We start from the raw sequence: 24,846 nt of genomic DNA, 5'->3' as shown, positions 1-24,846 counted from the left end.
AAAAGATGTGTCAAATTGAGTTTCACTATTGGTTGATTCCCAGTTCGTTCAACGTCTGGATCAGTTTTGGGTGTAACAGACCATTTGTGACTATGACACCCTGATTGTTAGCGAGTTCATAACCCTGGTTAAATTCAAGCGAATTTCCGTGGATGTCCGTCACGGTTCCCCCTGCTTCCTCAACCAGTAAAACACCTGCAGCATGATCCCAGATCTTTTCACGATACCCGGCACGCGTCGGTAGTCGCATGTAAATGTCAGCTTCCCCTTGTCCCACAATGGCGTACTTTGCCTGGCTGTCGAGCCGCCTGGGGTCTTTCTTAATCCCCAGTTGATCTGCGATCTGTTGGGAATGTCCATGAGAGCTATGCCCGGACTCGACAGACTCACAAAATCGAGACTCGGAGAAGTCTTGTGTCGTTGTCACATGAATGGGGGATGAACTCTGAAGACTGCCCTGTTCAAGAGGCATGGCAAATGCACCCTGGCCTGCGACTGCATAATAAACCGTACCCGTGGCTGAGCTGTTTTCGGGACAGGGGAGGTTAGGGCAACCTAAAACACCGACGACAATTTTACCGTCAACGATCAGTGCCAGAGAAACGGCATATTGCTCTTTTCGCAGAAAACCTTTCGTGCCATCAATCGGATCGAGTGTCCAGAAACGATCGCTATATGTTTTTGCTCCGCCATGATCGATCCATGAACAGACTTGTTCCGGAGTTGTATCAGGAACACCTGCTAACGAGAGTTCAGAGACGATTTTTTCCAGAAACTCCTGGTTTTCGGACTCTTTCAATTCAGCGGCATCTTCTTCGCCGATGACGGGGTCTGCAGGAAATTCTTGCAGCAGCTCTCGGCAGATCACTGCCTGGCTGCTGAAGTCAGCGATTGTGACCGGACTTTTGTCTTTCTTTTCCAGGACTTCATCTGTGATCGCTGATTGAACAGAGCGACAAATAACGGAAGCCTGTTTGACGGCAGCGAGGGCTATTTCTAATTCCCTCTGGTATGGTTTCGTCATGTTTCTTGCGATTCTTCGATCTGTATGCTTACCTTATACAGGAATTTCAAAAGGCTGCCGGCCCTGCTGTATCAGTCTGGGAAAGTGAAAGCCGGCAAGTACCTGTCGACATATCATAGTCAGCCGGTCTTACAGTGGCAGTGCCACCGGTTGATTTTTTTCACAGCTTAGAGCGACCGCTTCTGTAAATTCCATATATTTCACACCTGAGGCAAAGTCTGTATGGTGTACGATTTCTTCGCCGCGAATCGCCCCGATAAACTCTGCTTCTACGCGCCAACCACCCTGGTCTGCCTGAGGAACCTGAATTTCTTTTAATTCAGTCTCACCCATATGCCCTACGAAGATTTTCTCTTCCGGAGTGAAATGGACCTTAATTGTGCCATGGCTGCCGTAAAGGTGAATCTGCAGTCCCGGGCCAAACAGGATTGAACCACTGAGGTGATACATGGCATTGGCTCCGCCCTGGAGCCTGGTGACGATCTGCAGGCTGTCTGGGATGGTCACATCAGCATAACCGGGCCTCTTCGGTGAGGGGCGCTGTGGTTCAAAAATTGAGCTTTGTGCGAAGACGCGCTCAGCAGGAGGAACCCAACGACTGAGAGTCTCATGCAGGATTCCCATCGTGAGCACATTGTTTCCACTGATTTCTTTGTCCTGACGCCAATGCAATTTTTTGCTGTAGTCCCAGAACGAGTCGTCAGCCCCCAGTACCACTACTTCTCTTAAAGCCCCCAGATATTTCTGGGTGATCAGCTTAATGACTTCCGGATTGTATTTGAGGCCAAATGGGCTGGGAACAACCTGGGCGATCAGGTCGGGTCTTGCCTGTGAAACCTGAAGCATCTGTTTTGCTTCGGCTAGATTTCGTGCCATTCTGGCTTCTGTCAGAACATGCTTCCCTGCTTCCAGAGCCATGCAAGTAATTTCACAGTGCAGATCTGGCCAGGTTCCGATCATCACGGCGTCAATTTCCGGATCTTCAACCAGTTCTTTCCAATGTGAGTAAGTTTGGGGGATCGCATATTTGCGAGCCACTTTTTCGGTCGATGCAGGAGTCGAGTTAACCACTCCACAAATTTCGACATCCTCAATCGCTTGAAATCCAGGAATATGGCGGGATTTTGTATTGGCCCCTGCACCCACAATTCCGATACGGATCGTTTTTTTACCCATTAGTGTACGTAGTCCCGATGATCCAAAATGCGTGTTTCGAAGTGAAAAATATTCCGCTGACCAGAATCACAGTTTTACTTGTGGTTTACCTGTTTCAACGTATTCGACGATTCTAACGAGCTGAATTCTGGAGGACCATTCACACAAAACAAACAATTAAAGGTTCCCCAAATTCTAAGGGGAAAATGGTCGTTTTGTTCCTGATTTCTCATTAAATCGCAGCGGGGGTATTGTTAGAATGTATACTAGGCTGCTGATTTCTGTTGAGGTGGGGTCTCAATCTTGTTCAAGATTGCCACTGCAGCCTGGGCTGATGCTCCAGGAATTACGGTTTCATCATAAAGAGAAGAGAGTTTATGCCGGGCTCTTTCCAGTGAGAGTGGAGTCCTGAGCCAGTCACCTAAGATGGTTGTTATTTTCGCCACATCCTTGACTGGCGATCCCACAGAAGGGAATTCGGGCATAAGTTCTCTATCCGCTATCAGATTCGGCAGCGACATGTACTTACAGGTGATGAGTAAGTGTGCCATGAAGTACATTCCCCAATGGCTGCGGTAGATAACGACAGCCGGAGTTTTTCTGGCCAGTAATTCCAGGCTCACAGAGCCTGATACCATCAGACAACAATCAGCGGATTCGATGATTTCAGAGGTTTTTTTGAGATAGAGCTGAATTGGTAAGTGCCCGAGTTTTGCTTCCTGAATGAACTGGTCGCAGAGTTTAAGGTGGGATTCCTTGTAACAGGCGACAGGAAATGCAACATCCGGATGTTGGTCAGAGAGTTGACTGATTATTTGTAGCATGAAAGGAAAGTTGCGCGATACTTCACTGGTACGTGAGCCTGGCAGCACCCCTACCTTTTTCTCTGATTGTTTCAGTTCACTCAGAATGTTGTTGTCCAGCTCTTTTGACGCAACTTCATCAAAAAACGGGTGTCCGATGTAGTCGACTTTCACTCCCCTGGATTCATACCATGCTTTTTCAAATTTCAATCCGGACAGGACATAGTCTACGTTTTTACGCACACGGCGAATGCGCCAGGGGGCCCAGGCCCAGAGTTGAGGGGGGAGGTAATAAAAAACAGGGATCCCCAATGCTTTGGCTTTTCTGGCCACCCACCAGTTGAATCCCGGAAAATCAACCAGAATGACGGCATCAGGACGGTGAGATTCCAGATATTGTCCTGCCTGCTTGATCAACTGAATAAATTTAAAAATGAGCGGTAACACATTGAAGATACCCATGACGGCGTAGTCAGTCAGTCTGACTTCAATGTGACAACCTGCTGACTGCATTTCAGGGCCTCCAAATGCAGAAAAGGCAGCATCTGGATTCCGTTTGCGAATTTCTTCAATCAGATGTGCTGTATGCTGATCGCCACTTGGCTCGCCAACAGAAAAAAACAGGTGCATCAGAGGATCCTCATTCAATTCTTGAGTCGATACGCGTCGAGAAATATGGCTCGGCACAATTCGTGACGACTGGTTTGGAGCAACAGCGAATCCCCGCACTCAATCGTACGGTGCAGTCCCCCCCCAAACCTCGTAAAGTTATGTTGAATAAGGGTTTTTGGTCAACCCCGAATTTGAGGGTATGATCAGAGCGGTGGCGGGAAATAAAAACAGCTCCCTGAAAAGTAAATCAGGGAGCTGTTTGATGTGATCAATGTGTGGTCGTACTCAACTGCTTGATGGAAAGCAGCCTAAGTTCTGCTATCAGAAGGATTAACCTTCAGCAGTTGCGGTTTCTGTTTCTTCAGCTGCTGCCGCTTCAACGATTTCCAGTCCGGGTACGATGATTGTCTTGATCAGAACTGAGGTATATTTCTGGCGGTGCCCCGTGTGTCGACGAGAATTCTTTCGGCGTCGAAATTTTTGAATTTCGAGTTTTTCACCTTTGAGCTCTGCCTGAACGACTTCTGCTTCCACGGTTGCTCCTTCAATTGTGGGAGTACCAATGGAACTGGCTCCTCCACCATTGGCGAGCAGCACGCTTTCAAAAGTAATGGGATCGCCTTCTTTTGCTGTAGCACGGTAGTCGATTGTCAGGGTATCGCCTTCCTGAATCGTATATTGACGGCTGCCATCTTCGATTACTACAAACATCCTCAAACCTTCTTTTCTTCTTACACTTTGATCAATAATTTGCTGAAGACGGATTGATGTATCAAAGTCAATCCGGTTTGTATTCAGAATCAATCGCGCAATGCCATTGATAGTATATAGTTAAGCAATTATGCTTTACTGCGGCAATTCGTTTCACAGTATCTGCTTTGCGCAGAACCTGTTCCAATCACACGAATAGCGAGCAGGGCATTGTAAGGTGTCACTTTTGAAATTTCGAGTCAGAAACCCCTAGAAATTTACTTCATTTCCAATATCGTCATAACATCGCGCCATTAAATGTTCTGGCTCTACATCTGTACGGGCGTTTATTATTATTGAGGTCTGAGCAGTTTCTTCGAGTTGGGTGATGTCTTTCCGCCGTTTATTGTTGAGATAATTTGCGACATTTTCATGTACATTCAGTACAAGGCGGGAAATATTTTTCTTATTCACTGTGGTCATGAGAGTTCGCATGACTTCGATTGCCATACTCTCGGCGGTTTTCACCTGACCAGTTCCGCGACAGGAAGGGCAGTCTTCGTACATACTTCGCCTCAGGGAAGGGCGAATTCGCTGACGCGTCATCTCGATCAGGCCAAAAGGGCTGATGCGTAGTACTTTGGTGCGGGCACGATCTCGTTTGACGAGTTCTCTTAATTTGCGTTCCACGGAACGGCGATGTTTTTCTTCCCGCATGTCGATGAAGTCGATCACGATCACACCACCGAGGTCACGCAACCTGATTTGTCGACTGATTTCTTCAGCCGCTTTCATGTTGACTTTGAAGGCGGTTTTTTCCGCATTATCATCTGCTCGATAGTTTCCACTGTTAACGTCAATCGCGACTAAAGCTTCCGTCTGGTCGATGACAATGGAACCGCCTCCCTTCATGGGAACATGGCGATTCTGGATGCTGCAGATTTCATCATCCAGTTTACTGTTATAAAAAATGGGGTCATTGCCAGTGTAGTGTTTGATCCGGTTGACGTGCTTGGGAAGCACGACCTTCATAAAATCTCTGGCTCTCTGATAAGCCGTTGGTTCGTCGATGTAGAGCGTGTCGATCTCGCTGTTGTAGATGTCGCGAATCGTGCGGATCATCATATCGCTCTCCGAATAAATCTCGACGGGAGCTGGTAGTTTTTTAATACGACCTACGATGGTTCCCCAGAGACGCAGCAGGTAGTTTAAATCGCGTTTGAGGTCATCGGCAGTTCTGTCGATTCCGGCAGTACGTACGATAAATCCGAGACCCGGTGGCGGTGCCAGTTGAGTCAGGATCGTTCTCAGTTCTTTACGTACATCTTCGTCAGCAATTTTGCGGCTGATACCAACCCGTTGCAGTCCAGGCATTATCACCAGATAGCGTCCGGGAATACTGATATAAGTGGAGAGGGTAGGGCCTTTATTCCCAAGCCCTTCTTTGATGACCTGTACCAGGACTTCGCTGCCTCGTTTCAGGATTTCCTGAATGGGGGGTTTGTTGGCAACACTGCGTTCATTAACGCGGCGTCCCTTCTGGTTGCGTCCGCGTCCTGGTTTACCGTTACCGTCACCTTGATCGGTGAGGTGTTTGTAATATTGATGCTCAATATCGCTGACATGCAGGAAGCCATTTCGGCCAACCCCAAAATCAACAAACGCAGCCTGAATGCTGGGTTCGATATTAACAACCCTTCCCTTGTAGATATTTCCTACCAGGTTTTCGAGGCTGTTTCGTTCAACGTAAAGTTCTTCGAGAATGCCATCTTCTACGATCGCAATTCGGCTTTCCTCCGGTTGGAGGACATTAATCAGCATTTCCTTTTTCATGGAATACCCTTTGTCGTGTTACCCGACGAAAATTGTATTCCTCATCAGCCACGGGGGCGGCGGACCTGCTACGCATTGAAGGAATCAGTGCTGTAGTGGAGTCGGCCAGTTGCCTGCAGAAATGCTGGAAAATTCCAGCGGAGGCAGGCCTCGTTACATGAGTTGCGCAGCAGCGGAATAAATCCCGCTGAACACAATCAAGAAGAGGTTTCGTGATGCGACTGCTGAGTCGAATCATTTCCTGTGTGAAGTCACAAAAAGTCAAGAACAGATACATATCCGGCTGGTCTCTGTTGGCAGTCTTGATATTCGATTCAGGCAAGCTGCAATGTTGCATGAATTGCCAGTCGAATATCGATAACTGATGTGGTGAGACCAGAACTGCGATCTGCTTGGACCTTTGCTGGTTTTGAAACCGTGTTACGAAAGCCGCAGCATAACCCTTTAAGGCGGCACTTGCCGTCTTTTGAATGATTTCCCGGGGGTAGTCTGGTGGTATGCTCATGCTGTCTTTGAAAACAGAAACTGGACGCAGGAAAATCCCCCAGACTGATAAAATATATCAGGGTTGGTAATGAGAAGTTCCAATATTGTTCCTTGTTCTGCTCACACGATTTAATTTCAGGGTCAGGAAATGATGTTGAAATACATTTCGTCTTGATGGAATTTGTTTGTACGCGATCCACTCACCACCGAGGTGAGCTGGATGGCCGCTGGCTGAATTATTGAATATCAGTTTCAATCAACGGCAAATTGTAAATGTATAAATGTGGTGAGAGATGCCAGCGGTAAGGCAGGCATCAATCAGGAATCTGTTGCTTACTGACAGGTTGACGTTATTTGGAAAACCAGCTGCTTTCGACACATGGCGGTTACAGTGGCAGTTCTTCATCAAACAGGTCAGGGCAGATTTTATACAGTTCTCCTCTTAAATAACTTTCTACGTCTCGGGCTACGTCGATGGTCATCGCGTGTGCCGCAATTTCCTCTGCCCGAGCGATTGTCAGGTGTCTGATTACTTCTTTTACTTCCGGAATTGCCAGTGGTGTGGCACTGATCTGCCTGATTCCTAAACCTGCAAGCAGGGGAATCGATTTCAGGTCAGAACTCATCTGTCCACAGACGGTCACCGGAATATTTTTTTTATGTGCTGCCTCTACGACCATCTTTATCAGCCTTAAAATCGAAGGATCTGATGAGTTGTAGAGTGGTGAGACTGCAGGGTCGGAGCGGTCTACTGCTAGAGTATACTGGATTAAGTCGTTCGTCCCAATGGAAAAAAAGTCAACTTCTTCCGCAAACTCTTCTGCCAGGAGGGCGGCGGCAGGTACTTCCACCATCATCCCAATGGGGATATTGGGGTTAAATTCGACTCCCCGCTCCTCGAGGTCTTCGAGTACGTCCCCGACGATCATTTTAGCCTGTCGCCATTCCAGCAGAGTGGAAATCAGGGGAAACATGATACGGACGTCACCGTGGACGGCAGCCCGGAAGATGGCCCGAAGCTGGGTTTTGAAAAGCGGTAAATCCCGCAGGCTCAATCGGACGCTTCTTAAGCCCAGCGCAGGATTCATGCCCTCTTTCGCCAGATGTCGGTATCCCCTGGGAATCTTATCGGCTCCCAGATCGAGTGTTCTGATGACAATTGGCCGATTCTGGGCTGCCTGTACTACTTTGCAATAAGCATCGTAGTGGACTTCTTCGGTGGGTTCCGTATTAGATTGAAGGTAGAGAAATTCAGTTCGATACAGTCCAATTCCATCGGCACCCCGTTCTGCACAGTGTTCGACTTCATTTGGGAATTCAATATTTCCCATGACATGAATTCGAGTGCCATCTTTCGTCTCGGAGCGGATTTTTCGGCGGGATGCCAACCGGGCGGCCATTGATCGTTGACGTTCGCCGGTATCTTTATATTTGGCGAGGGTTTCCTCGTCCGGATCGATGATGACTTCGCCATTGTTGCCATCAACAATGACCATGTCACCACCTGAAATATCAGAAAGAAATTCGCCCAACCCAACGACTGCGGGAATTTCCAGTGCACCAGCCAGAATTGAAGTATGGCTGGTTCTCCCGCCGACTTCTGTGGCAAAGCCCAGGACAAATTCCTTCGCCAGTCCTGCTGTCTCGCTGGGAGTGAGGTTATTGGCAAGGACAATAATCGGGGTTGTCAGATTAGAAAGTTCTTCGCGTTTCTCTCCCAGCAGTTGTTTCAGAAGCCGTTTTTCAAGGTCGATGATGTCACTGGCGCGTTCAGCCAGATAATTATCACCGAGGTGTTGAACCAGTTTGGTATACCGTCGGAATACCCGGCTGGAAGCATGCTCTGGTGAATAGCATTTTTCGCGGATGAGTGTTTCGATCTCTTCCCGCAATCGGGGTGAGCTGACCATCTGTAAATGGGCGGCAAAGATCGCGCCGTACTGTTCGCCTAATTTGTCGGATGCCAGCTTCTCATTTACTGCGATTTCTTCGCAGACGGCGTCAAGGGCTGACTTCAGCCGAGCGATTTCGGTATCGATGGCATTGACACTGACGAACTGACGTGGGATGCGAAAATCCTCCGCACCCAGAATGAGTGCGGGGCCGAAATTGACTCCCGGAGAAACAGCGATTCCACGTTTAACAAGCATTCAATCAGAGCCTAATTTGGCGCTTTCAACAGACAGGCAACTGGCGGTGTACCACGCAGTCGAATAGTACGGGGGTTATTCTGACAGATCAGTCAGTTCTTCGAATTTCTTGTACCCGGAATCAAAAAATTGAACAATTTCTTCCATCATTTTACTGGCGTCGTCGCCATTCGCTTCCAGGACCAGTTGAGTTTCGGGCAACGCTCTTAACTCAAGCAGGTCATAGACCTCCTTGGCATTTCCCGTCTGGTCCCCATTGGAAATCTTAAAATCGCAAGTGTAGTCACGGGCGATTCGTACTATTTCTGAAATAGGACGAAGGTGGAGCCCTTGTTTCATTTTGACAGTGACAATCTGACGGCAAACAGATTCTTGCATGGCACTAACTGATAACTACTCAAGCAACCTGAAAACAAATTACTCTCATGGAGATAATGACCGCTGCTTTCAGTGAGATTTCGTAATTACCCCTTTCCACTTAGTTCAATCAACCAGGAGCCACAGCGAAGCATGCGTTCTGAATATCAGAAATATGGTTAACTTAGGCAGGATATAGTCAGTCTTTTTGGGCAGGGTCTTCCCTGACAACACTAATACTCACCTTAATCCAATTGATTACTGTCAGCCTCATTCAACAGTTCTACAATGTCTTCTATGCTTTTGGACTGACGTAAAAACTTACAGAAGTTTTGGTTTCTCAAGTGGCGTGAAATATTTTCTAATCCACGTAGATGATCACCGGGGCGATCCAGGGGTGAAATCAGCAGGAACAGAATGAAGACGTCTTCTCCATCCAGGCTGGCAAAATCAACGCCATCAGATGACAAAGCAACGGCAGCGGTTAAATTTTCCACTGAGGAGTGCTTGGTATGAGGAACTGCGACACCATTTCCAATTCCCGTTGATCCTAATTCTTCCCGTTTGAGAATTGCTGAGACGATACCTTCCTCATCATCTGAAGAAATGCTGCCAGCGTTTTTCAGGCCAGCCACCATTGTACGGATCGCTTCTTCTTTGGTAGTGACATTCAATTCCGGAATGATCGCGTCCGAAACCACGAAGTCTGTTAACTTCATGTATTCTTTCCTTCTAACTAACTACATCTGCTAAAAAATCAGTGTTTGCAGTCAATATGCAAAACTAATGTTGTAAATTATGACACCCGGTGCTGATTTAATTTTAAATCTGCACACCGCAAGTCACACTATAAGTATTGTAAGCGAGTTTTCTTCAGCACTCAGTAAAAAACATGCTGAGGTTCAGAAATTATTCTGATTCTGAATCTTCTTCGGCCTCGGCCTCGGCTTCGGCCAATCCGTTTTCCGCGATTTCATTCAGAGGGAGATCGCGGCGATGATCCTGAATCTTTTGTTTATATTTTTTAATCTGCTGCTCCATCTTACTTAGTGCAGAATGGAAGTTTGATTTCACTTCTTCTCCTTCTGCGTGGGCAACAAAATTATGTTTATGCTCTGCATCAACGAGAATCTCGACCCGGTTCTGATTTTGCCCCTGGTCGATAGTGATTTGGATTGCAGTCACCCGCTCAAAGTACGTCAGTAACTTCTCAGATTTTTCAGTAATATAGTCGCGAAGACTATCTGAAACGCTACCATGCCGACAAGTAATCGCAACTTGCACTGACTGTTCTCCTGTAAAAAATATACCCACGTTGTGTATACGTGTGTTGAGTTGGCCTAGTCCAGCAATTCATGATGCTAACAGATTCTAGCTGGCCGGGTCCAGATATACCAGTCACTAATTCTGAAGCTTGACCTTCAAAAATCAGTACCTTTTCCGCTCTTGACGGATGGGATATGATTTCATTACTGGGGAATGAGGATTCTTATGTCTAGGTGTTGGTTTGAAGGAGTGTTCTTGTGCCGTGCAGATCCCGATTGAAAATGCGGCTGTTCAACAAATATAAGCTTTCGACAGGTTGAATTGACTCAGACTTACAAACTCTATTTTGAACTGGCTGATTCAATGGAATCACTTTAATTTGGTAAGCTGGAGCATCACAATTAACGGTAACGGCTTCAATCTACTAGATTCGGGCCAGGCAGCCTTGGAGATGCTGCCGTAAAACCGGACACAATATAAAATAGAATCGCTTGATTGTCTGGAAATATTCTGCTGGTTCGTTATCCCGAGAGTGCTACGTTATAATGACGTTTATACATTTTCGTTTATGTCTGTTTAATTGAGAGGTAAGATAGTAGCCTATGCCTACTTATGTTTATGAAGTCGTTCTCCCGGATGGTTCAGCAGGAGAACGGTTTGAAGTGATCCAGAGAATGAGTGATCCCATATTGACGACTCACCCGGAGACCGGTGAGCCAGTCCGGAAAGTGATCACGGCAGCATATTTTTCGGGGAAATGGTCGGATGCTGAAGCGAAACGGACAATAAATGATGACAAACGCCTGGGTGAACTTGGGTTTACCAAATATGTGAAGTCATCAAAAGGGACTTATGAAAAAAGAGCAGGTGATGGCCCGGACCTGATTTCTGCAGATTAGACCATGTCTTGTTTTACGGTAGCAGCTTTAGAGGCATTTGTACCGAGTATCATGGTACACGTGACGCTATGCTAATATGTGTGCGAACTCACCATCGATGGGATTGAGATTTAACATGCGGGACAACGATTTTCATCTTGCAGAGAAAAACAGTGATTGAGGAGGATGTTATTATGAAGTCGCAAAATCGGCATTTCATTCTGGGTTTATTCATGATTACGGGACTGGTATCACCGTCTCAGGGAGAGACACCATCTGCAGTATCTGTTGAAAAGCCCGCCTATTCCCATACTCAGTGTGAGGGGACTTATCCCCATCATCTGCAGGGGCTCTGCGTTGACGGGCAGGGAAATATTTTCTGGAGCTTCACAACTGAACTTGTGAAAACCAACTCTGCTGGAAAAGTACTGGTAAAAATACCTGTAGGAAATCACCATGGGGATCTCTGTTACCATGCAGGAAAAGTTTTCGTTGCGGTGAATTTCGGCGATTTTAATAATCCCGAGGGGAAAGCTGATTCCTGGGTATACGTCTATGATGCGGAAAGGCTGCTGTTGATAGCCAAGCATCAGACTCCCGAAGTTACTTTTGGGGCAGGGGGAATTGCCTGCCATGCTGGCAAGTTTCTTGTCGTGGGAGGCTTGCCCAAAGGTGTAAACGAGAATTATCTCTATGAATATGATTCCAGCTTTAAATTCATCAAGAAGCATATCTTGAAAAGCGGTTATACGTTGTTGGGAATCCAGACGGCGTGCTTTGCTGATAACAAATGGTGGTTCGGTTGCTATGGTTCCGAATTACTCACGGCAGATGTTAAGTTCAACTTTACAGCCAAATATGACCTGGACTGCGCTTTAGGGATCGATCGGGTCAATGACAAGCTGCTGCTGATCGGTCGCAATACAAAGAATAACAAACAGTACACAGGTGAGGCGTTGCTGGCTGTTCCTGATGCTGACAAGGGGTTTGTCATCCGGAAATAACCGGGTGTGAATGAAATCGGAAAGTAAGGTAGCGATAACAGACGCTATCTGTTTCCACCACCTCCCTGAAGATTGGAAGCTGCCAGTCCAAACAGTGCCCCTTCCAATAAATGTCTTTCAATAAATGCACCAATTGCTTCTGATTTAGTGTATTGCAGAATGACGTAGTCACCGGGCTGAATTAAAACACGCTGGCTGGGAGTCCGCACTGCTTCATAGAGATCTACTTTGATCGGAAGTTGTGTCCCATTAGGCAACTGTCTTAGAATGATGGCGTTACTTGCGCTGATGGTTACATCCTGATTTAAGGCTGACGGGCCTCCAGACGATTTACTGTTTCCGCCTCCTTGTGATCCCTGGGCAATCGAAATGGCGCCCAGAATGTCCAGATCGTAATCACGTGGCAAAGTGTATTGTCCGCCACCCAGTAAGCCGCCGGTATAAAAGATTTCCGTATCTCGTGACTCAATAAATACGACGTCGCCATCATGTAGAATAATATCATCGCGCGTGAGATGTACCTGTTCTCCAGGATTCAGGCGGATCGGTATTTTGATGATTCCCGAGCGCTGCATAGTGGAGTCGTTAATGATGGTCGGTGCCATGTAGTCACCCGAATAAAAACTCCCGTCACTGGAGTAGAGCGGCTGACCGACTTCAAATTCCGGGTCTTCGGGCGTTGGCGAATAGTGTGGAATTGGAGTGTAGGAATCGGATACCTGCTGAATCTTCTGGTCTGATTCAGAGTTGTCTGACGTATGAGTGCCGGTCTGGATGGGTTGTGGACACAGTGGCTGATTCATCCCATGTGCCCCCCCTCGAATGATATATATAGAGTTTTCTGCGTCCAGCCCGGGCAGGCCTCCTGTTTCTGCGAGCGCATGTAACACGTCATTATTATAAGCCGGTAGATTGATGACCCGCCCCGTACCCCGTTTTGATCGACCTACATTCAGGTTACCAATGGTCGTTCCGACAATATCGTTGGAGTTTTCCTGGCGGATGACAAGAATACGATATGATCGCGGTTTTTGCAGACTGATCAGGATACGATCGCGGCCTTCGCGCAGGATGCTTTTTTCAGTCGTGTATTTGCGACGAATGGTTTCTTCCAGTTGTGTCAGAGTCAACCCACGGGCAAAGACGGTTCCGATGAGTGGTAGAGAAATCGTACCATCTTCACGAATCGGAATCGGGTAACCCAGCGAGGGGGCAACTTCCTGTGTCTGTGGAAAGTGGACGGGAGGGACATCTTTAAACTGCCCCAGAACACCCTCAATGTAGACCCCCAATACGTCGCCTGAATCTAACAGATAATGTTTGGGAGCAGGTTGACGCAGCAATGACAGGTCGATGGTTTCCTTTCCTGACCGAATTTCTCCTTTATATTCTGTAGGCAGGTATTGAGCGGGAACTCCTTTCAGGGGATGAAATGCAGCGCAGCCATTGAACATTACAGACAACCAGAGAACACAGCAGATGTGCCACTTGTATGCAAACATTAGTTTTCGATACTTTTGCATCCTGATCGAACCTTTAAATTCTAACGACATCCTGTCGGTCATTTCCTTACTCTGATTTCTGCGGAACAATTTTTATGTTTACTGAAAAATGATGTCTCACCGTCTGTCTCGATAATCGGGCAGTTTTTCAGTAGTCGAAAAACTCGGCAGCTTCGAGTAATTGATTTGTTCTATCTGACGCATCTTTTGAGCAGCTGCCGATGAGGGCGTATCAGGTAATGGTGTATAAGGATACGACTGTAATGTATAAGGGCTCGGAGGTGGATCATCATTGATGTATGCTGGTACTTCAGGCTCTGGGGGGGCAGAAGCTTTCGGTCGAACCGTGGGTGCCTCCATCACGGAAGGAGGCTTGGGAGCTGTGACAGGAGGTTGCTTGCGAAGTTCTGGTTGAGGAAGCACTGGCTTGACTGGCGCAGAATATCCTGGCAGAGCCGGTGGTGGCGGCAAGGAATGATGTTGCTGCGGAAGAGTCTGCCGTGGTTGTCTGGGTTGACTTACAGATGGCCTGGGTAATTTAAGTTCAGGAGCCTCCGGGCGGGGCGAGGGATTTATGATTGAAGCTGGAGGTGCTGCCTGTTGCTCCGAATGAACTTCTGGCAGGCCTTGAGAAGGATAGGCAGTACCAGGGTCCCAGTGTTCGACTGCTGGCTGATTCCAATCGTATTGAGAATAAGGAGTGGCGATTTCGTCGTAATCATACCGTCCCCCTGAAAGGGCATGCTCTGCTCCCAGTTTATATCCGGTGAACCATTCTTGAATTTCCAGATATCCTTCGGGAGTCCGGTAATGGGCGGCCCAGTACTCCTCAGGTGGTACCGGAGGAACTTCTCCGGATTCGCCTAAAGCGATATCAATATATGCCTGTTGATAACCTTTTCGGAATGCCTTCGAAGGTTTGTCTTTGCAATTACAGGAAATCGTTTTGAGGGATTCACGAGCACACTTTTTTGCCGCGTGTTTGACGACAATTTTGTCGAGATCGGCCTGATACCCATCCAGTGAGTGGTAAGGGTGGGGGGAACATTTATCTTTATGGAAGAAGAAGCATTTCTTGACCCGGTGATAAGCGGGGGAACAGATTCCCTCCTCTTCACATTCCGTATGCGCGCAGCCACTTAAACCGGATAGAATCAGAATCAGGAACGCGAAGAAAACGTCCCGGGATTCACGTCGGAATATTGGAAGCAAAGAATGTGTGATGAATGATTTTAAAGCCACTAGGGAGACCACCGTGCGCAGATTAATTGTTAATCGATACGCATGGTTTATCGGAATCCGGTTATTCCGCTGTGTACGGTTTTTCGTGTCTTGCCGGTTATCCGAGGGCGTAAGACAGATACAATCGTTGGATATTCAAGAAATGCCTCAGTTGGCGTATCCCGGAAAGTCTGCGTGGACTGCCTGTCTTTTTGCGGGAGGTGGGTTGTGGCGAAAGTCTGATGCCGATCGGCAGGTTCTGCCGCTCAAAGACGCCAGAATCATTCGGCTGCGAAGTAATCTTTCAGCAGTCGAAAGACGCGACCTGCCCGTTGTTGAAACACTTCAGGTTGTTTGATCCATCCCAGGGGGGTAATGCGTGTTGCAATTTCAACCTGAGATGAAGTCTGACGTCTGTTGCTGTTTGATTTTTTGGTAGATGAACCGAATACCACTTCGATTTCGACTGGTTTTCGATCATCTGTTTTGCCCCAGAATGGAAGTAATCCAGCTTTCCCCAGTCTCATCACCGCCCGGTTTGTACTGACTTCAGTCAGTCGCGCGTGATTATCATTTACGAAACCACCAAGCTTATAGACGATAAAGTCAGACGAGATCAGCGCATTGAATGTACTTTCAAATCTCATGCCTTCGGAATCTGGCTTTTCAGGTACTTCGTCAGGAATTATCTCACCCGACTTCATCTGTTCGCATGTGAGAGCACGGACTTTATTACGTCCCGTTTCTTTCGCCTGGTATAAAGCACTGTCAGCACGATGAAACAGGCTTTCTAATGAATCACCAGGCTCATATTGAGCAACGCCAAATGAAGCAGTGACCCTGATGTTCGACTGATTTTCCATTTTCAGATTAGAAACAGCCAGTCGTAAGCGTTCTGCTTTTTTGACCGCATGTTCCAGTGCCGTCTCAGGGCAGAGAATTACAAACTCTTCCCCGCCATAACGGCCCACCAGTTCTCCGGAGTAAGTTTCATGCTGGAATAATCGCGCCAGTTCTACCAGTACTTCATCACCTGTTGAGTGGCCATAGCTGTCATTGATGCTTTTGAAATGATCCGCGTCGATAAAGATGAGGCTCAAAGGTTCCGGATTCTGTTCTTTCTGTGTTCTGGAAAGCATGATTGCCAGCTGTGTTTCCAGTTCGCCCCGGTTGGCAACCGAAGTTAAAGCATCCAGGCTGGCAGCCAGTTTTAGATCATTGTATTCTTTCGGGCGTTTCAAGCTTCGGGACAAGTCCCGAAAGATTTCTGTAACACCAATTAAACGACCATCGTCGCCAAACATCGGGACAGATTGTACTTCGATATTGATCAGTCGGCTGCCTGGTCGCTCTAGCATGAATTCGGTTGTCATCGGCTTGCCATTGGCAATCACCCGGTTCATGGAGCATTCGGCTGAAGTGAGGTTTGTGCCTTCCATGTTTTTGAGAGGCAGGCTGCTGCTGGTCCAAGATTCTCCCAGCATATCAATGGCACGGAGGTCCGCCAGCTTTTCCAGGCCGGGGCTGACGAGGACAAACTGAAAATCAGAATTGACGACATAAAAGCCATCGTAGAGACTTTCAATCTGAAACAGGTAAGAGAAAATGTTGTTGATCAGGTTTGCTTCCAGCGCTTCCCGCTCTGTAAATTCTTTAGGCTGGAACAGGCGGTTGACTTCCAGTATTGCATCATGGAAGTCCTGTTTTTCATTCTGTTCCCAGCGTGAAAGTGCACAGACAATATTTCCGTCAAACTGGGTTCCAGCCGCTTCCATGAGAATCGACATGATTTCATCATGTTTTTTCCCCTTGCGATATACCTGGTCTGTCGCCAGTGAGTCGTAAGCGTCTGCAATCGCCAGAATGCGGGCTCCCTGGTTGACTTCACTGCCGATAAATTGATAACCATTGGTGGCACCGCTGAAGTGAAACCGTGTTTGCGACAGGATTGTTAATACTTCATGGTCGGTTCGGCAGGCTTGCAGGACATCGATACCAATGTTGTGGTAATGCGACATCAACTCAATTTCATCGGAGGTCAATTTCCCTGGTTTGAAAATGATATGATCAGGGACACCGATTTTTCCGATATCGTGCAACAGGGCGGCCACTTCGAGTCGTTTCAGGTGGATGCCTTCCCAGCCCAGGTTCGTAGCGATCCCTTTTGCCAGAAAAGCAACTCTTCTTGAGTGACAGAGTGTAGATGCATCACGCCCCTGCAACGCTGATAGCAGCTTTCGGAGGTGTTTCCGCGAAATCACCTGATCGATCATGTCACTGCTGTCCGACTCCAGTGAATATTCTTCGAAGTCTTCCGAGAGTGAGATCAACTGTCTGAGAATTTTTGAAGAGCCCATATTATAGCTCCCATGAACCGAGGATGAGCTCGGCATTGGGTTGTTCGATGCTATGAGGGGGCTGTTCATCTTGCGACCTTTGGTATATAGAGCAGAGCTCTAACACAATTTGTTCTGATGGAACTCTTGTGCTTTGTAGATCAAAAAAAATCTCTATTTAAAATATCTGCGTTTCACAACAGTAAGCAGTTCCATTCTGCTTTCGTTACACCAGCCAGTTTCAAAACAGAGACATGGCAGAGTGTACTGGTTTCAGATGTTGATGTCTGTTTTAAGTGGAAACGATATCAGGGGTATACATCAAATCTATTCAGCTAAACTAAAGCTAGGTTGCGAAAGCAGGTTGTCAAATTGCAACATGCATGTGGAGGGATCATCTGCACTGTCTCAATGCAGGAAATCCGAGTGGGGCGATTGTCGGGGAGTGGGTGATTGGAGTGCTCGTGGCGTTTGTGCCGACTGTAATGCCGGGGTGCTCAAGATTCAGACTGGAGTCACCGAATATAGGCGGCTGTCACGGTAGCGGCTTGGGACTGAACCACCTGCCCCAGTGTTTCATATTCATCTTGAGGGACCCGTTCTGCAGGGCCTGTGATTGTGAACGCGGCAATACTAATGCCATTTCGATCCAGAATGGGAGCCGCGATACAGCGGATTCCCACGAGGCCTTCTTCATGATCAATGGCATAACCACGTTGACGAATCAGATCCAATTCATTGAGAAATGCACGCTTGGAGGTGATGGTGTGTGGCGTGAAGCGTTTAAAGTGAAGACGGTTGACCAGATCATCGCGCTCATTGTCCGGCAGAAACGCTGCGATTGCTTTTCCTGGAGCGCAGCTGTAACACGGGGCTCGGGCTCCGATTTCAGCAGAATACTTAAATGCATGACGTGCCAGCATCTGTTCCAGGATGACGATCTCGCGGTCGATCAGGCAGCATAGTTGGGTTGTTTCACCGGTAATATCTCGTAACTCTCGCATCGGACCAATGGCACATTCCATCAGCGGGCGATCCTGGACGCTCGGAGGGATCAACTGCAGGAATCGATTTGTCAGGTAATATTTTTTGGTAGTGACATCTCGCGTGACATAGCCGAGTTCTTCCAGAGCTTTTCCAATCCGTAACAACGAGGCCTGGGGAATACTCAGTTCTTCGCTGAGTGCGCTCAGTGTGCAGCCATGTGAATGTCTGGCAAGGTGCTCCAGGAGCGCAATTCCCCGCTGCAGACTGGGAGAGGCGGCTGCTTCTGATTTACGTTTTGTGTCGGGAGCGCTCATTGTTGTTGACTTCATATATGAAATAGGTTTCAATAGTGAAATATGATAGGGCTCTTTGGTGAGTGTGTCAACCTCCGAAGTCGGGGAACCGGCTTTCGATTGCATCACAATACTCTTTATAATCGCCAGCAGGAAGAATTTTGCCATGCGTGCAGGTGGACCCAGATTGAATACATTAACAGTCGTTCTCTGGCTGAGTCTGCTTGTTCCCGCTCAGGCAGCAGAACTGTTTCAGAATGCGAAGACTGCAGGTGCTGATTTTGATCGTGTGATGGCTCCGTTAATTGCCGGGCATTGCCTGGACTGCCATGCCGGTCTGGATCCCAAAGCAGGATTTGATTTCTCAATTCGAGCAGTTGCCTTTCGGGGAGGGGAGAGTGGACCGGCCCTCAAGGCTGGTCATCCGGAAGAGAGTCTGTTGTGGCAATATATCGAATCTGATGCCATGCCCCCCGAGCATCCACTCACGCCAGAACAAAAGCAGCTGTTCAAGCTGTGGATCTCAGCAGGTGCTCCCTGGGGTACCGATCCGATTGATGCCTTCAGTAAGACCACTGAAAAGCGAGGTGGTTATGACTGGTGGTCTTTGCAGCCTCTACGGGATCCTGTTGTTCCGACTCTATCTGATTACGATGGGGCCGACGATGATTGGGGACAAAATCCGATCGATGCGTTTGTTCTGAGCAAGCTGCAGGAGCAGGGACTTAAGCCTCAGTCTGCTGCTGATCGTCGGACATTAATACGACGCCTTTCCTATTCCGTAACCGGTTTGCCGCCCGAGCCGGAAGCAGTGGAAGCATTTCTGAACAATGAGTCTCCAGACGCGTATGAGAATCTGGTTGATCGCCTGCTTGCGTCACCTCACTATGGAGAGCACTGGGCTCGTCACTGGCTGGATGTAGTTCGTTTTGGTGAGAGTAACGGCTTTGAACGAGATCAACCTCGTTTAAATGCCTGGCATTATCGAAACTGGGTGATTGATGCGCTGAACCGGGATCTGCCTTATAATCGCTTCGTGAAATTACAACTGGCCGGTGATCTGCTGGAACCAGAGAATCCGCAGGCGGTCAAGGCGACTGGTTTCCTGGTGGCAGGCCCTCACGATGTGGTCATTCCTGTCAGTAAAACGATGCGGGCGACAATGAAACAGGATGAGCTTGAAGACATCGTCGGGGTCGTTGGTCAGACGTTTTTAGGTTTGACAGTTAATTGTGCCCGCTGCCATGATCACAAATTCGATCCCATCAGTCAAAAAGAATATTATCAGTTTGCAGCGGCCCTTTCCGGTGTGGGGCATGGGGAACGAGTTCTGCCTGATCTCGCGTATGAGAGGGCGCAGCAGGAACTCGCTCAAACAAAAAAACATCTTCGCGAAACTCAAAAAAATCTGTTTGAGTTAGAGTCCATTGCGCGACGACGGGTTCTTGCTTCACGGGCAACACAGGAGAATACAGAATTGCCTCTGGCGATCACTTCACCCGTGGCAGCCTGGGATTTTCGAAAGAGTACGCAGGATCTTGTTGGTGGTTTACAAGGGACTTTACATGGGACGGCAAGACAAAGTGAAGCAGGACTGCTGCTCGACGGAAACAAGTCCTATCTCAAAACAGAGCCACTCAAACAGGAATTGTCTGAAAAAACGCTGGAAGCCTGGGTGAAGCTGACAAATCTTGATCAGCGAGGCGGCGGCATTCTGAGTGTGCAGACCGTTGATGGAAATATTTTCGATGCGATTGTATTTGGCGAACAGCAACCGGGGCACTGGCTGGCTGGAAGTGATCACTTCAATCGCACGAAATCATTTCAGGGTCAACAGGAACAGGGAGCGAATGAAAAGGAAGTTCAGATCGCCATTGTGTACTCTGCAGACGGTCAGATTACCGCCTATCGCAATGGAAAACTGTATGGAAACCCTTACCGGTCCCGTGGCCTGCATTCGTTTCCTTCCGAAAAAACGGAGGTGCTCTTTGGTTTGCGTCATGGTTCTCCTGCCGGGAATCGACTTTTGAAGGGAGTCGTTACGAAAGCGCGCCTCTATGACCGGGCACTGACGTCGACAGAAATTCAGGAATCTGCAAAAGGGGGAGGTACTTTTTTCTCAGAAGCGGAACTGGTTGCCGTACTTTCTCCCTCAGAGCAGGGAAAACGAAAATCGCTGCGTGTTGATCGAACAGAGTTGCAGACCAGGATTAGTCAGCTTCAATCAATTCAGCCGAAAAAAGTTTATGCGGCAGTTTCCCGGAATCCTGCTGTCATGCATTTGTTGAAACGAGGCAGCGTTGCAGCTCCCGCGGGGATTGTCAGTCCTGGAGGATTAACCGCGATTCAGGGGGTCAACGGAGATCTGGGATTGGCAGCAGACTGTTCAGACCGTGATCGCAGGATCCAGTTTGCAGACTGGGTGACCAGTTCAAATAATCCCCTGTTTGCCCGGGTGATCGTCAATCGAGTCTGGCACTATCACTTTGGCAGGGGACTTGTGAATACACCCAATGATTTCGGGTTTAATGGAGGCTACTGCAGCCATCCGGGATTGCTGGATTATCTGGCTCACAGACTGGTTCAGGAGAACTGGAGTCTGAAATCATTACACCGTTTGATCCTGCTCTCAGCTGTCTACCAGCAGTCAGCTCAACTTGACCCGGATGCTGTAAAAGTCGATGCCGACAATCAATGGTTATGGCGCAAAAGCCCGCAGAGAATTGAAGCAGAGTCGATTCGCGATTCCATTCTGAAAATTTCCGGACAGTTGAATCCCCAGGTCGGGGGGCAGGGTTATCAGGATGTGAAATCCTATTTTTTCAAAGGGACTCAGTTCTATGAACCCCTGGATCCGGTAGGCGAGGAATTTAATCGCCGATCCATCTATCGCTTTTCTGCCAGGGGTGGGCGGCATCCTCTCCTCGAAACCTTCGACTGCCCGGATCCCTCAACAACGACCCCCGACCGCGCCTCAACCACGACGCCACTCCAGGCACTTTCGTTGATGAATGCTTCTTTTGTCTTACGAATGTCCGATCGGCTGGCTGAACGTATTCAGCAGCGGGTCGGTTCGGGGCAGGAGAGACAGGTAACAGAGTTGTTTTTACTGGCTTATCAGCGTCATCCCCAACCTGCAGAGTTGTCAACTTCCTGCGAATTCGCCGAAAAACACGGACTGCCTGCTTTGTGTCGGGTTGTACTCAACAGTAATGAATTTTTATACGTGAATTGAGAGTGGAATGTTATATCAGAAAACAGATCAACCAGTATCCGGATCTGGTCCCGATTCGATGTCACGTCGTGAATTCTTTTCCTGGGCGCGAACTGGTCTGGCAGGAACGGCACTTATGGATTTGCTGTTGCATCAGAAACCGGTTGCATCTGCTGATTCGTTCAAGTCTGCTTTACCCGCAACTCATTTTACGCCTCGAGTCAAACGAGTCGTCCATGTTTGTCTGATCGGAGGCTTGAGTCATCTGGATTCGTTTGACTACAAACCCGCACTGAAAGATCTGCACGGCAAGACGATGCCTACCGAGAATACACCAGAGACTTTTTTTGGTAAGGTCGGTCTGTTACGCAAAAATGATTTTGCATTCCGTCAGCGCGGGGAGAGTGGACTCTGGATCTCAGATCTGTTTCCGCATATCGCGGCCCAGGCGGATGAGTTAACCCTGTTACGGTCGATGAAGGCCGATTCCGCCAATCATACGCCAGCAACCTTTCAGGAAAACACCGGTTTTCGTTTGAATGGGTTTCCGGTGCTGGGGTCGTGGCTTTCTTACGGGCTGGGATGCGAAACCGATGAATTGCCTTCATTTGTCGTTCTGCCTGATGTACGCGGCTATCCCGCTGCGGGAACGATCAACTGGTCAAATGGTTTTTTGCCCGCGTTGCATCAGGGAGTGCCTTTTCAATCACAGGGGCCGGCGATTCGTGATTTATTCCCAGAGCGAAAAATCTCGAAATCTACTGAAACTGCCAGTCGGCAATTATTAAACCAGTTCAACCAGAATCATCTCGAACGTCTGGGCTCGAACAGTGATCTGGAAGCCAGGATTCGCAGTCATGAGTTGGCAGCGAAAATGCAGCTGGCAGTTCCCCGGGTGACTGATTTGTCTGCCGAAACTTCCGCGACTCAATCTCTCTACGGTTTTGATTCCGAAGTGACAGCGCCTTTCGCCCGTAACTGCCTGCTGGCGCGACGCTTACTGGAGCAGGGGGTTCGGTTTGTGCAATTGTTTTCCGGAGGTCCGTTTGGATCGCCGCGCATCAACTGGGACGGTCATGAAAATGTAAAAGGCAATCATCTACGTGAAGCAGCCCGGATTGATCAGCCTGTCGCGGGTTTACTCCAGGACTTGAGGCAGCGGGGCATGCTGGATGACACTCTGGTTCTATTTTCCACTGAGTTTGGGCGGACCCCATTTACTCAATCGGCCTCAGATAAGATAGGTACCGGCAGAGATCATAATATGAATGGTTTTTCGGTCTGGATGGCAGGCGGCGGTCTCAAACAAGGAATCAGTTATGGTGCCACTGACGAATTTGGCTGGAAATCCGTCGAAAAACCGATTGCCTGGCACGATTATCACGCTACTGTTCTCCATTTGCTGGGGATCGACCACACTCGTCTTACCTGGTACCACAACGGAATCGAACGACGCCTGACGAATGTGCATGGCGAAGTGATTCATGAAATTCTCGCCTGAAATTCACATCTACTGGTTGTTTCAGGGCAGAACACCTTGATTTTTCAAGAAGATATTTTGTGTCCGTAGACGAATCGACTAGAATGGTTATAGTGTGGTTTCTTAATCGGCATCATAAGGGCGCTTACTTCTGTCTGATTGAATGGATCGTCCTGTCTAAAAAATTAGTGAAATGAATACTTTACAGAACCCTCGAAGCAAGTCCGACACCAGACGGGTACTGATCATCGGCGGTGGTTTTGCCGGATTGAACGCGGCACTGGAACTGGGGGGAGTTGCCGGAGTGGAAGTCACTCTGGTGGATCGCCACAACTACCATTTGTTTCAACCACTGCTCTATCAGGTGGCGATGGCCGGGCTCAGTCCCGCGGATATTGCCACCCCCATTCGCAGCCTGCTCTCAACTTATCGCAATACCAGTGTTTTACTTGGGGAAGCAGAATCAATCGATCTTCCCGGACAAAAAGTCAAATTCGATTTCGGAGAGCTCGAGTTTGATTACCTGGTACTGGCCTGCGGTGCGACCCATAGTTATTTCGGTCATAATGAGTGGGAAAAATATGCACCCGGTCTGAAGACGATCTCGCAGGCGACGGAAATTCGAAAGCGCGTACTGTCTGCCTTTGAGCATGCAGAACGTGTTACCGACCCCGATGAACAGAAAAAGTATCTCACGTATGTGATCGTAGGCGGCGGTCCTACCGGTGTTGAACTGGCAGGTGCCATCGGAGAGATGAGTCGTTTTACCCTGTCGCGAGATTTTCGCCGGATCAATCCCAGCCACACCCGCGTGATTCTGGTGGAAGCAGGGCCACGCATTTTACCCATGTTTTCCGAGCAGCAGTCTAACCGGGCCGCCCGGGATCTGGAGAAGCTGGGAGTACAGATCTGGACTTCCTCTGTGGTAACGAACATTAATGATGAAGGAGTGGAATTAGGGGAGGAGCGAATTCGAGCTGCTACCGTGTTGTGGGCTGCGGGAGTCGAGGCTTCTGAGCTCGGGCAAGCGGGAGGCATGCACGTCGATAATCGAGGTCGTGTTCTGGTCGAACCGGATTTAAGTCTGGAAGGATATCCCAATGTTTTCGTGGCCGGCGATCAGGCCAGTTATACGCATCAGACTGGCAGCCCTCTGCCGGGAACTGCTCCGGTTGCATTACAACAGGGACGATTTATCGGAAAAACCATTCGCTCTGAAGTCAAAGGCAAACCACGCAGTAAGTTTCGTTTTCGGGACAAAGGTCAGATGGCAACTATTGGCCGGAGTCGCGCCATTGTAGAAATGGGACGGCTCAAGCTGGCCGGTTTTTTTGCCTGGGTTGTCTGGCTCGTCGTGCACGTCTTTTATCTCACCGGTTTTAAAAACCGCGTACTGGTTGTGATGCAGTGGGCCTGGTCCTATCTCAGTTTCAGGCGTGGCGCACGGCTGATTGTTGACCGTGGCTGGAGTCCTGCGGAAGACCAGGAGTCGGTAAAAGAGACCGAAGAAGAGGAAGTCACTGTTCCTTCAGAGCATTGATCGATCGAGACGTTC

At 48.4% G+C, this 24,846-nt stretch carries 18 protein-coding genes; 5 read left to right on the top strand and 13 right to left on the bottom strand.

Features of this window, described 5'->3' with window-relative positions:
* Positions 1–25: 25 nt before the first annotated feature.
* From ACN0YH_RS21775 to hpf, 9 genes are all read right to left on the bottom strand, one after another.
* Positions 26–1,024: a 3'(2'),5'-bisphosphate nucleotidase gene (locus ACN0YH_RS21775; protein ID WP_417381705.1), complete on the bottom strand. Its 999-nt coding sequence runs from the start codon at positions 1,022–1,024 to the stop codon at positions 26–28.
* Between the two features lie 129 nt (positions 1,025–1,153).
* Positions 1,154–2,200 carry a Gfo/Idh/MocA family protein gene (locus ACN0YH_RS21770; protein ID WP_417381704.1) on the bottom strand — a complete coding sequence of 349 codons (1,047 nt, stop codon included), beginning with the start codon at positions 2,198–2,200 and terminating at the stop codon, positions 1,154–1,156.
* A 245-nt stretch (positions 2,201–2,445) separates the two neighbouring features.
* Entirely contained in the window at positions 2,446–3,612 is a 1,167-nt protein-coding gene (gene lpxB, locus ACN0YH_RS21765; protein WP_417381703.1) for a lipid-A-disaccharide synthase, read from the bottom strand.
* Positions 3,613–3,924: 312 nt separating this feature from the next.
* Positions 3,925–4,305, bottom strand: coding sequence for a 50S ribosomal protein L21 (gene rplU, locus ACN0YH_RS21760; RefSeq protein ID WP_417381702.1), 381 nt, complete (start codon positions 4,303–4,305; stop codon positions 3,925–3,927).
* 249 nt (positions 4,306–4,554) lie between these two features.
* A complete protein-coding gene (locus tag ACN0YH_RS21755) occupies positions 4,555–6,117 on the bottom strand; it encodes an Rne/Rng family ribonuclease (protein ID WP_417381701.1) in 1,563 nt (520 codons plus the stop codon).
* A gap of 872 nt (positions 6,118–6,989) precedes the next feature.
* Positions 6,990–8,753, bottom strand: a complete 1,764-nt coding sequence (gene ptsP / locus ACN0YH_RS21750; protein WP_417381700.1) for a phosphoenolpyruvate--protein phosphotransferase — start codon at positions 8,751–8,753, stop codon at positions 6,990–6,992.
* Between the two features lie 75 nt (positions 8,754–8,828).
* A complete protein-coding gene (locus tag ACN0YH_RS21745) occupies positions 8,829–9,131 on the bottom strand; it encodes an HPr family phosphocarrier protein (RefSeq protein ID WP_417381699.1) in 303 nt (100 codons plus the stop codon).
* Positions 9,132–9,355: 224 nt separating this feature from the next.
* Complete coding sequence (locus tag ACN0YH_RS21740) at positions 9,356–9,829, bottom strand: PTS sugar transporter subunit IIA (protein ID WP_417381698.1); 474 nt, start codon at positions 9,827–9,829, stop codon at positions 9,356–9,358.
* A gap of 190 nt (positions 9,830–10,019) precedes the next feature.
* The gene (gene hpf, locus ACN0YH_RS21735; RefSeq protein WP_417381697.1) at positions 10,020–10,394 is read right to left on the bottom strand and encodes a ribosome hibernation-promoting factor, HPF/YfiA family; all 375 of its coding nucleotides are present in this window, start codon (positions 10,392–10,394) and stop codon (positions 10,020–10,022) included.
* A 584-nt stretch (positions 10,395–10,978) separates the two neighbouring features.
* Here hpf and ACN0YH_RS21730 point away from each other — a divergent pair.
* Positions 10,979–11,275 carry an FmdB family zinc ribbon protein gene (locus ACN0YH_RS21730; RefSeq protein ID WP_417381696.1) on the top strand — a complete coding sequence of 99 codons (297 nt, stop codon included), beginning with the start codon at positions 10,979–10,981 and terminating at the stop codon, positions 11,273–11,275.
* Between the two features lie 173 nt (positions 11,276–11,448).
* Positions 11,449–12,258 (top strand): hypothetical protein, encoded by an 810-nt coding sequence (locus tag ACN0YH_RS21725; protein WP_417381695.1) that lies wholly within the window; start codon positions 11,449–11,451, stop codon positions 12,256–12,258.
* A gap of 44 nt (positions 12,259–12,302) precedes the next feature.
* Here ACN0YH_RS21725 and ACN0YH_RS21720 read toward each other — a convergent pair whose 3' ends face one another.
* The 4 genes from ACN0YH_RS21720 to ACN0YH_RS21705 all read right to left on the bottom strand — a co-directional run bounded on the left by ACN0YH_RS21720 (position 12,303) and on the right by ACN0YH_RS21705 (position 18,723).
* Positions 12,303–13,811 carry a polysaccharide biosynthesis/export family protein gene (locus ACN0YH_RS21720; RefSeq protein WP_417381694.1) on the bottom strand — a complete coding sequence of 503 codons (1,509 nt, stop codon included), beginning with the start codon at positions 13,809–13,811 and terminating at the stop codon, positions 12,303–12,305.
* A gap of 66 nt (positions 13,812–13,877) precedes the next feature.
* The gene (locus ACN0YH_RS21715; protein ID WP_417381693.1) at positions 13,878–15,002 is read right to left on the bottom strand and encodes a hypothetical protein; all 1,125 of its coding nucleotides are present in this window, start codon (positions 15,000–15,002) and stop codon (positions 13,878–13,880) included.
* A 260-nt stretch (positions 15,003–15,262) separates the two neighbouring features.
* Positions 15,263–17,338, bottom strand: coding sequence for a diguanylate cyclase (locus ACN0YH_RS21710; RefSeq protein WP_417381692.1), 2,076 nt, complete (start codon positions 17,336–17,338; stop codon positions 15,263–15,265).
* Positions 17,339–17,832: 494 nt separating this feature from the next.
* The gene (locus ACN0YH_RS21705; RefSeq protein ID WP_417381691.1) at positions 17,833–18,723 is read right to left on the bottom strand and encodes an IclR family transcriptional regulator; all 891 of its coding nucleotides are present in this window, start codon (positions 18,721–18,723) and stop codon (positions 17,833–17,835) included.
* Between the two features lie 61 nt (positions 18,724–18,784).
* Between ACN0YH_RS21705 and ACN0YH_RS21700 the strand changes: the two genes are divergently transcribed.
* The 3 genes from ACN0YH_RS21700 to ACN0YH_RS21690 all read left to right on the top strand — a co-directional run bounded on the left by ACN0YH_RS21700 (position 18,785) and on the right by ACN0YH_RS21690 (position 24,831).
* Positions 18,785–21,832: a DUF1553 domain-containing protein gene (locus ACN0YH_RS21700; protein ID WP_417381690.1), complete on the top strand. Its 3,048-nt coding sequence runs from the start codon at positions 18,785–18,787 to the stop codon at positions 21,830–21,832.
* A gap of 7 nt (positions 21,833–21,839) precedes the next feature.
* Positions 21,840–23,312, top strand: coding sequence for a DUF1501 domain-containing protein (locus ACN0YH_RS21695; protein ID WP_417381689.1), 1,473 nt, complete (start codon positions 21,840–21,842; stop codon positions 23,310–23,312).
* Between the two features lie 172 nt (positions 23,313–23,484).
* Positions 23,485–24,831, top strand: a complete 1,347-nt coding sequence (locus ACN0YH_RS21690; protein ID WP_417381688.1) for an NAD(P)/FAD-dependent oxidoreductase — start codon at positions 23,485–23,487, stop codon at positions 24,829–24,831.
* Positions 24,832–24,846 lie beyond the last annotated feature (15 nt).

Origin of the sequence: Gimesia sp., assembly GCF_048262075.1 — a bacterium.
In the GTDB taxonomy this organism is placed as follows: Bacteria; Planctomycetota; Planctomycetia; order Planctomycetales; family Planctomycetaceae; genus Gimesia.
Note: the sequence above shows the minus strand (reverse complement) of the source record. Positions and strands in the feature narration are given on the sequence as shown.

Bases quoted from the DNA above. Each gene is read 5' to 3' on its own strand.
- ACN0YH_RS21705 (WP_417381691.1), bottom strand. From the start codon at position 18,723: ATGCAATCGAAAGCCGGTTCCCCGACTTCGGAGGTTGACACACTCACC.
- ACN0YH_RS21745 (WP_417381699.1), bottom strand. From the start codon at position 9,131: ATGCAAGAATCTGTTTGCCGTCAGATTGTCACTGTCAAAATGAAACAA.
- ACN0YH_RS21710 (WP_417381692.1), bottom strand. From the start codon at position 17,338: ATGGGCTCTTCAAAAATTCTCAGACAGTTGATCTCACTCTCGGAAGAC.
- ACN0YH_RS21690 (WP_417381688.1), top strand. From the start codon at position 23,485: ATGAATACTTTACAGAACCCTCGAAGCAAGTCCGACACCAGACGGGTA.
- lpxB (WP_417381703.1), bottom strand. From the start codon at position 3,612: ATGCACCTGTTTTTTTCTGTTGGCGAGCCAAGTGGCGATCAGCATACA.
- ACN0YH_RS21775 (WP_417381705.1), bottom strand. From the start codon at position 1,024: ATGACGAAACCATACCAGAGGGAATTAGAAATAGCCCTCGCTGCCGTC.
- ACN0YH_RS21695 (WP_417381689.1), top strand. From the start codon at position 21,840: ATGTTATATCAGAAAACAGATCAACCAGTATCCGGATCTGGTCCCGAT.
- ACN0YH_RS21720 (WP_417381694.1), bottom strand. From the start codon at position 13,811: ATGTCGTTAGAATTTAAAGGTTCGATCAGGATGCAAAAGTATCGAAAA.
- ACN0YH_RS21740 (WP_417381698.1), bottom strand. From the start codon at position 9,829: ATGAAGTTAACAGACTTCGTGGTTTCGGACGCGATCATTCCGGAATTG.
- ptsP (WP_417381700.1), bottom strand. From the start codon at position 8,753: ATGCTTGTTAAACGTGGAATCGCTGTTTCTCCGGGAGTCAATTTCGGC.
- ACN0YH_RS21725 (WP_417381695.1), top strand. From the start codon at position 11,449: ATGAAGTCGCAAAATCGGCATTTCATTCTGGGTTTATTCATGATTACG.
- ACN0YH_RS21770 (WP_417381704.1), bottom strand. From the start codon at position 2,200: ATGGGTAAAAAAACGATCCGTATCGGAATTGTGGGTGCAGGGGCCAAT.
- ACN0YH_RS21730 (WP_417381696.1), top strand. From the start codon at position 10,979: ATGCCTACTTATGTTTATGAAGTCGTTCTCCCGGATGGTTCAGCAGGA.
- ACN0YH_RS21755 (WP_417381701.1), bottom strand. From the start codon at position 6,117: ATGAAAAAGGAAATGCTGATTAATGTCCTCCAACCGGAGGAAAGCCGA.
- rplU (WP_417381702.1), bottom strand. From the start codon at position 4,305: ATGTTTGTAGTAATCGAAGATGGCAGCCGTCAATATACGATTCAGGAA.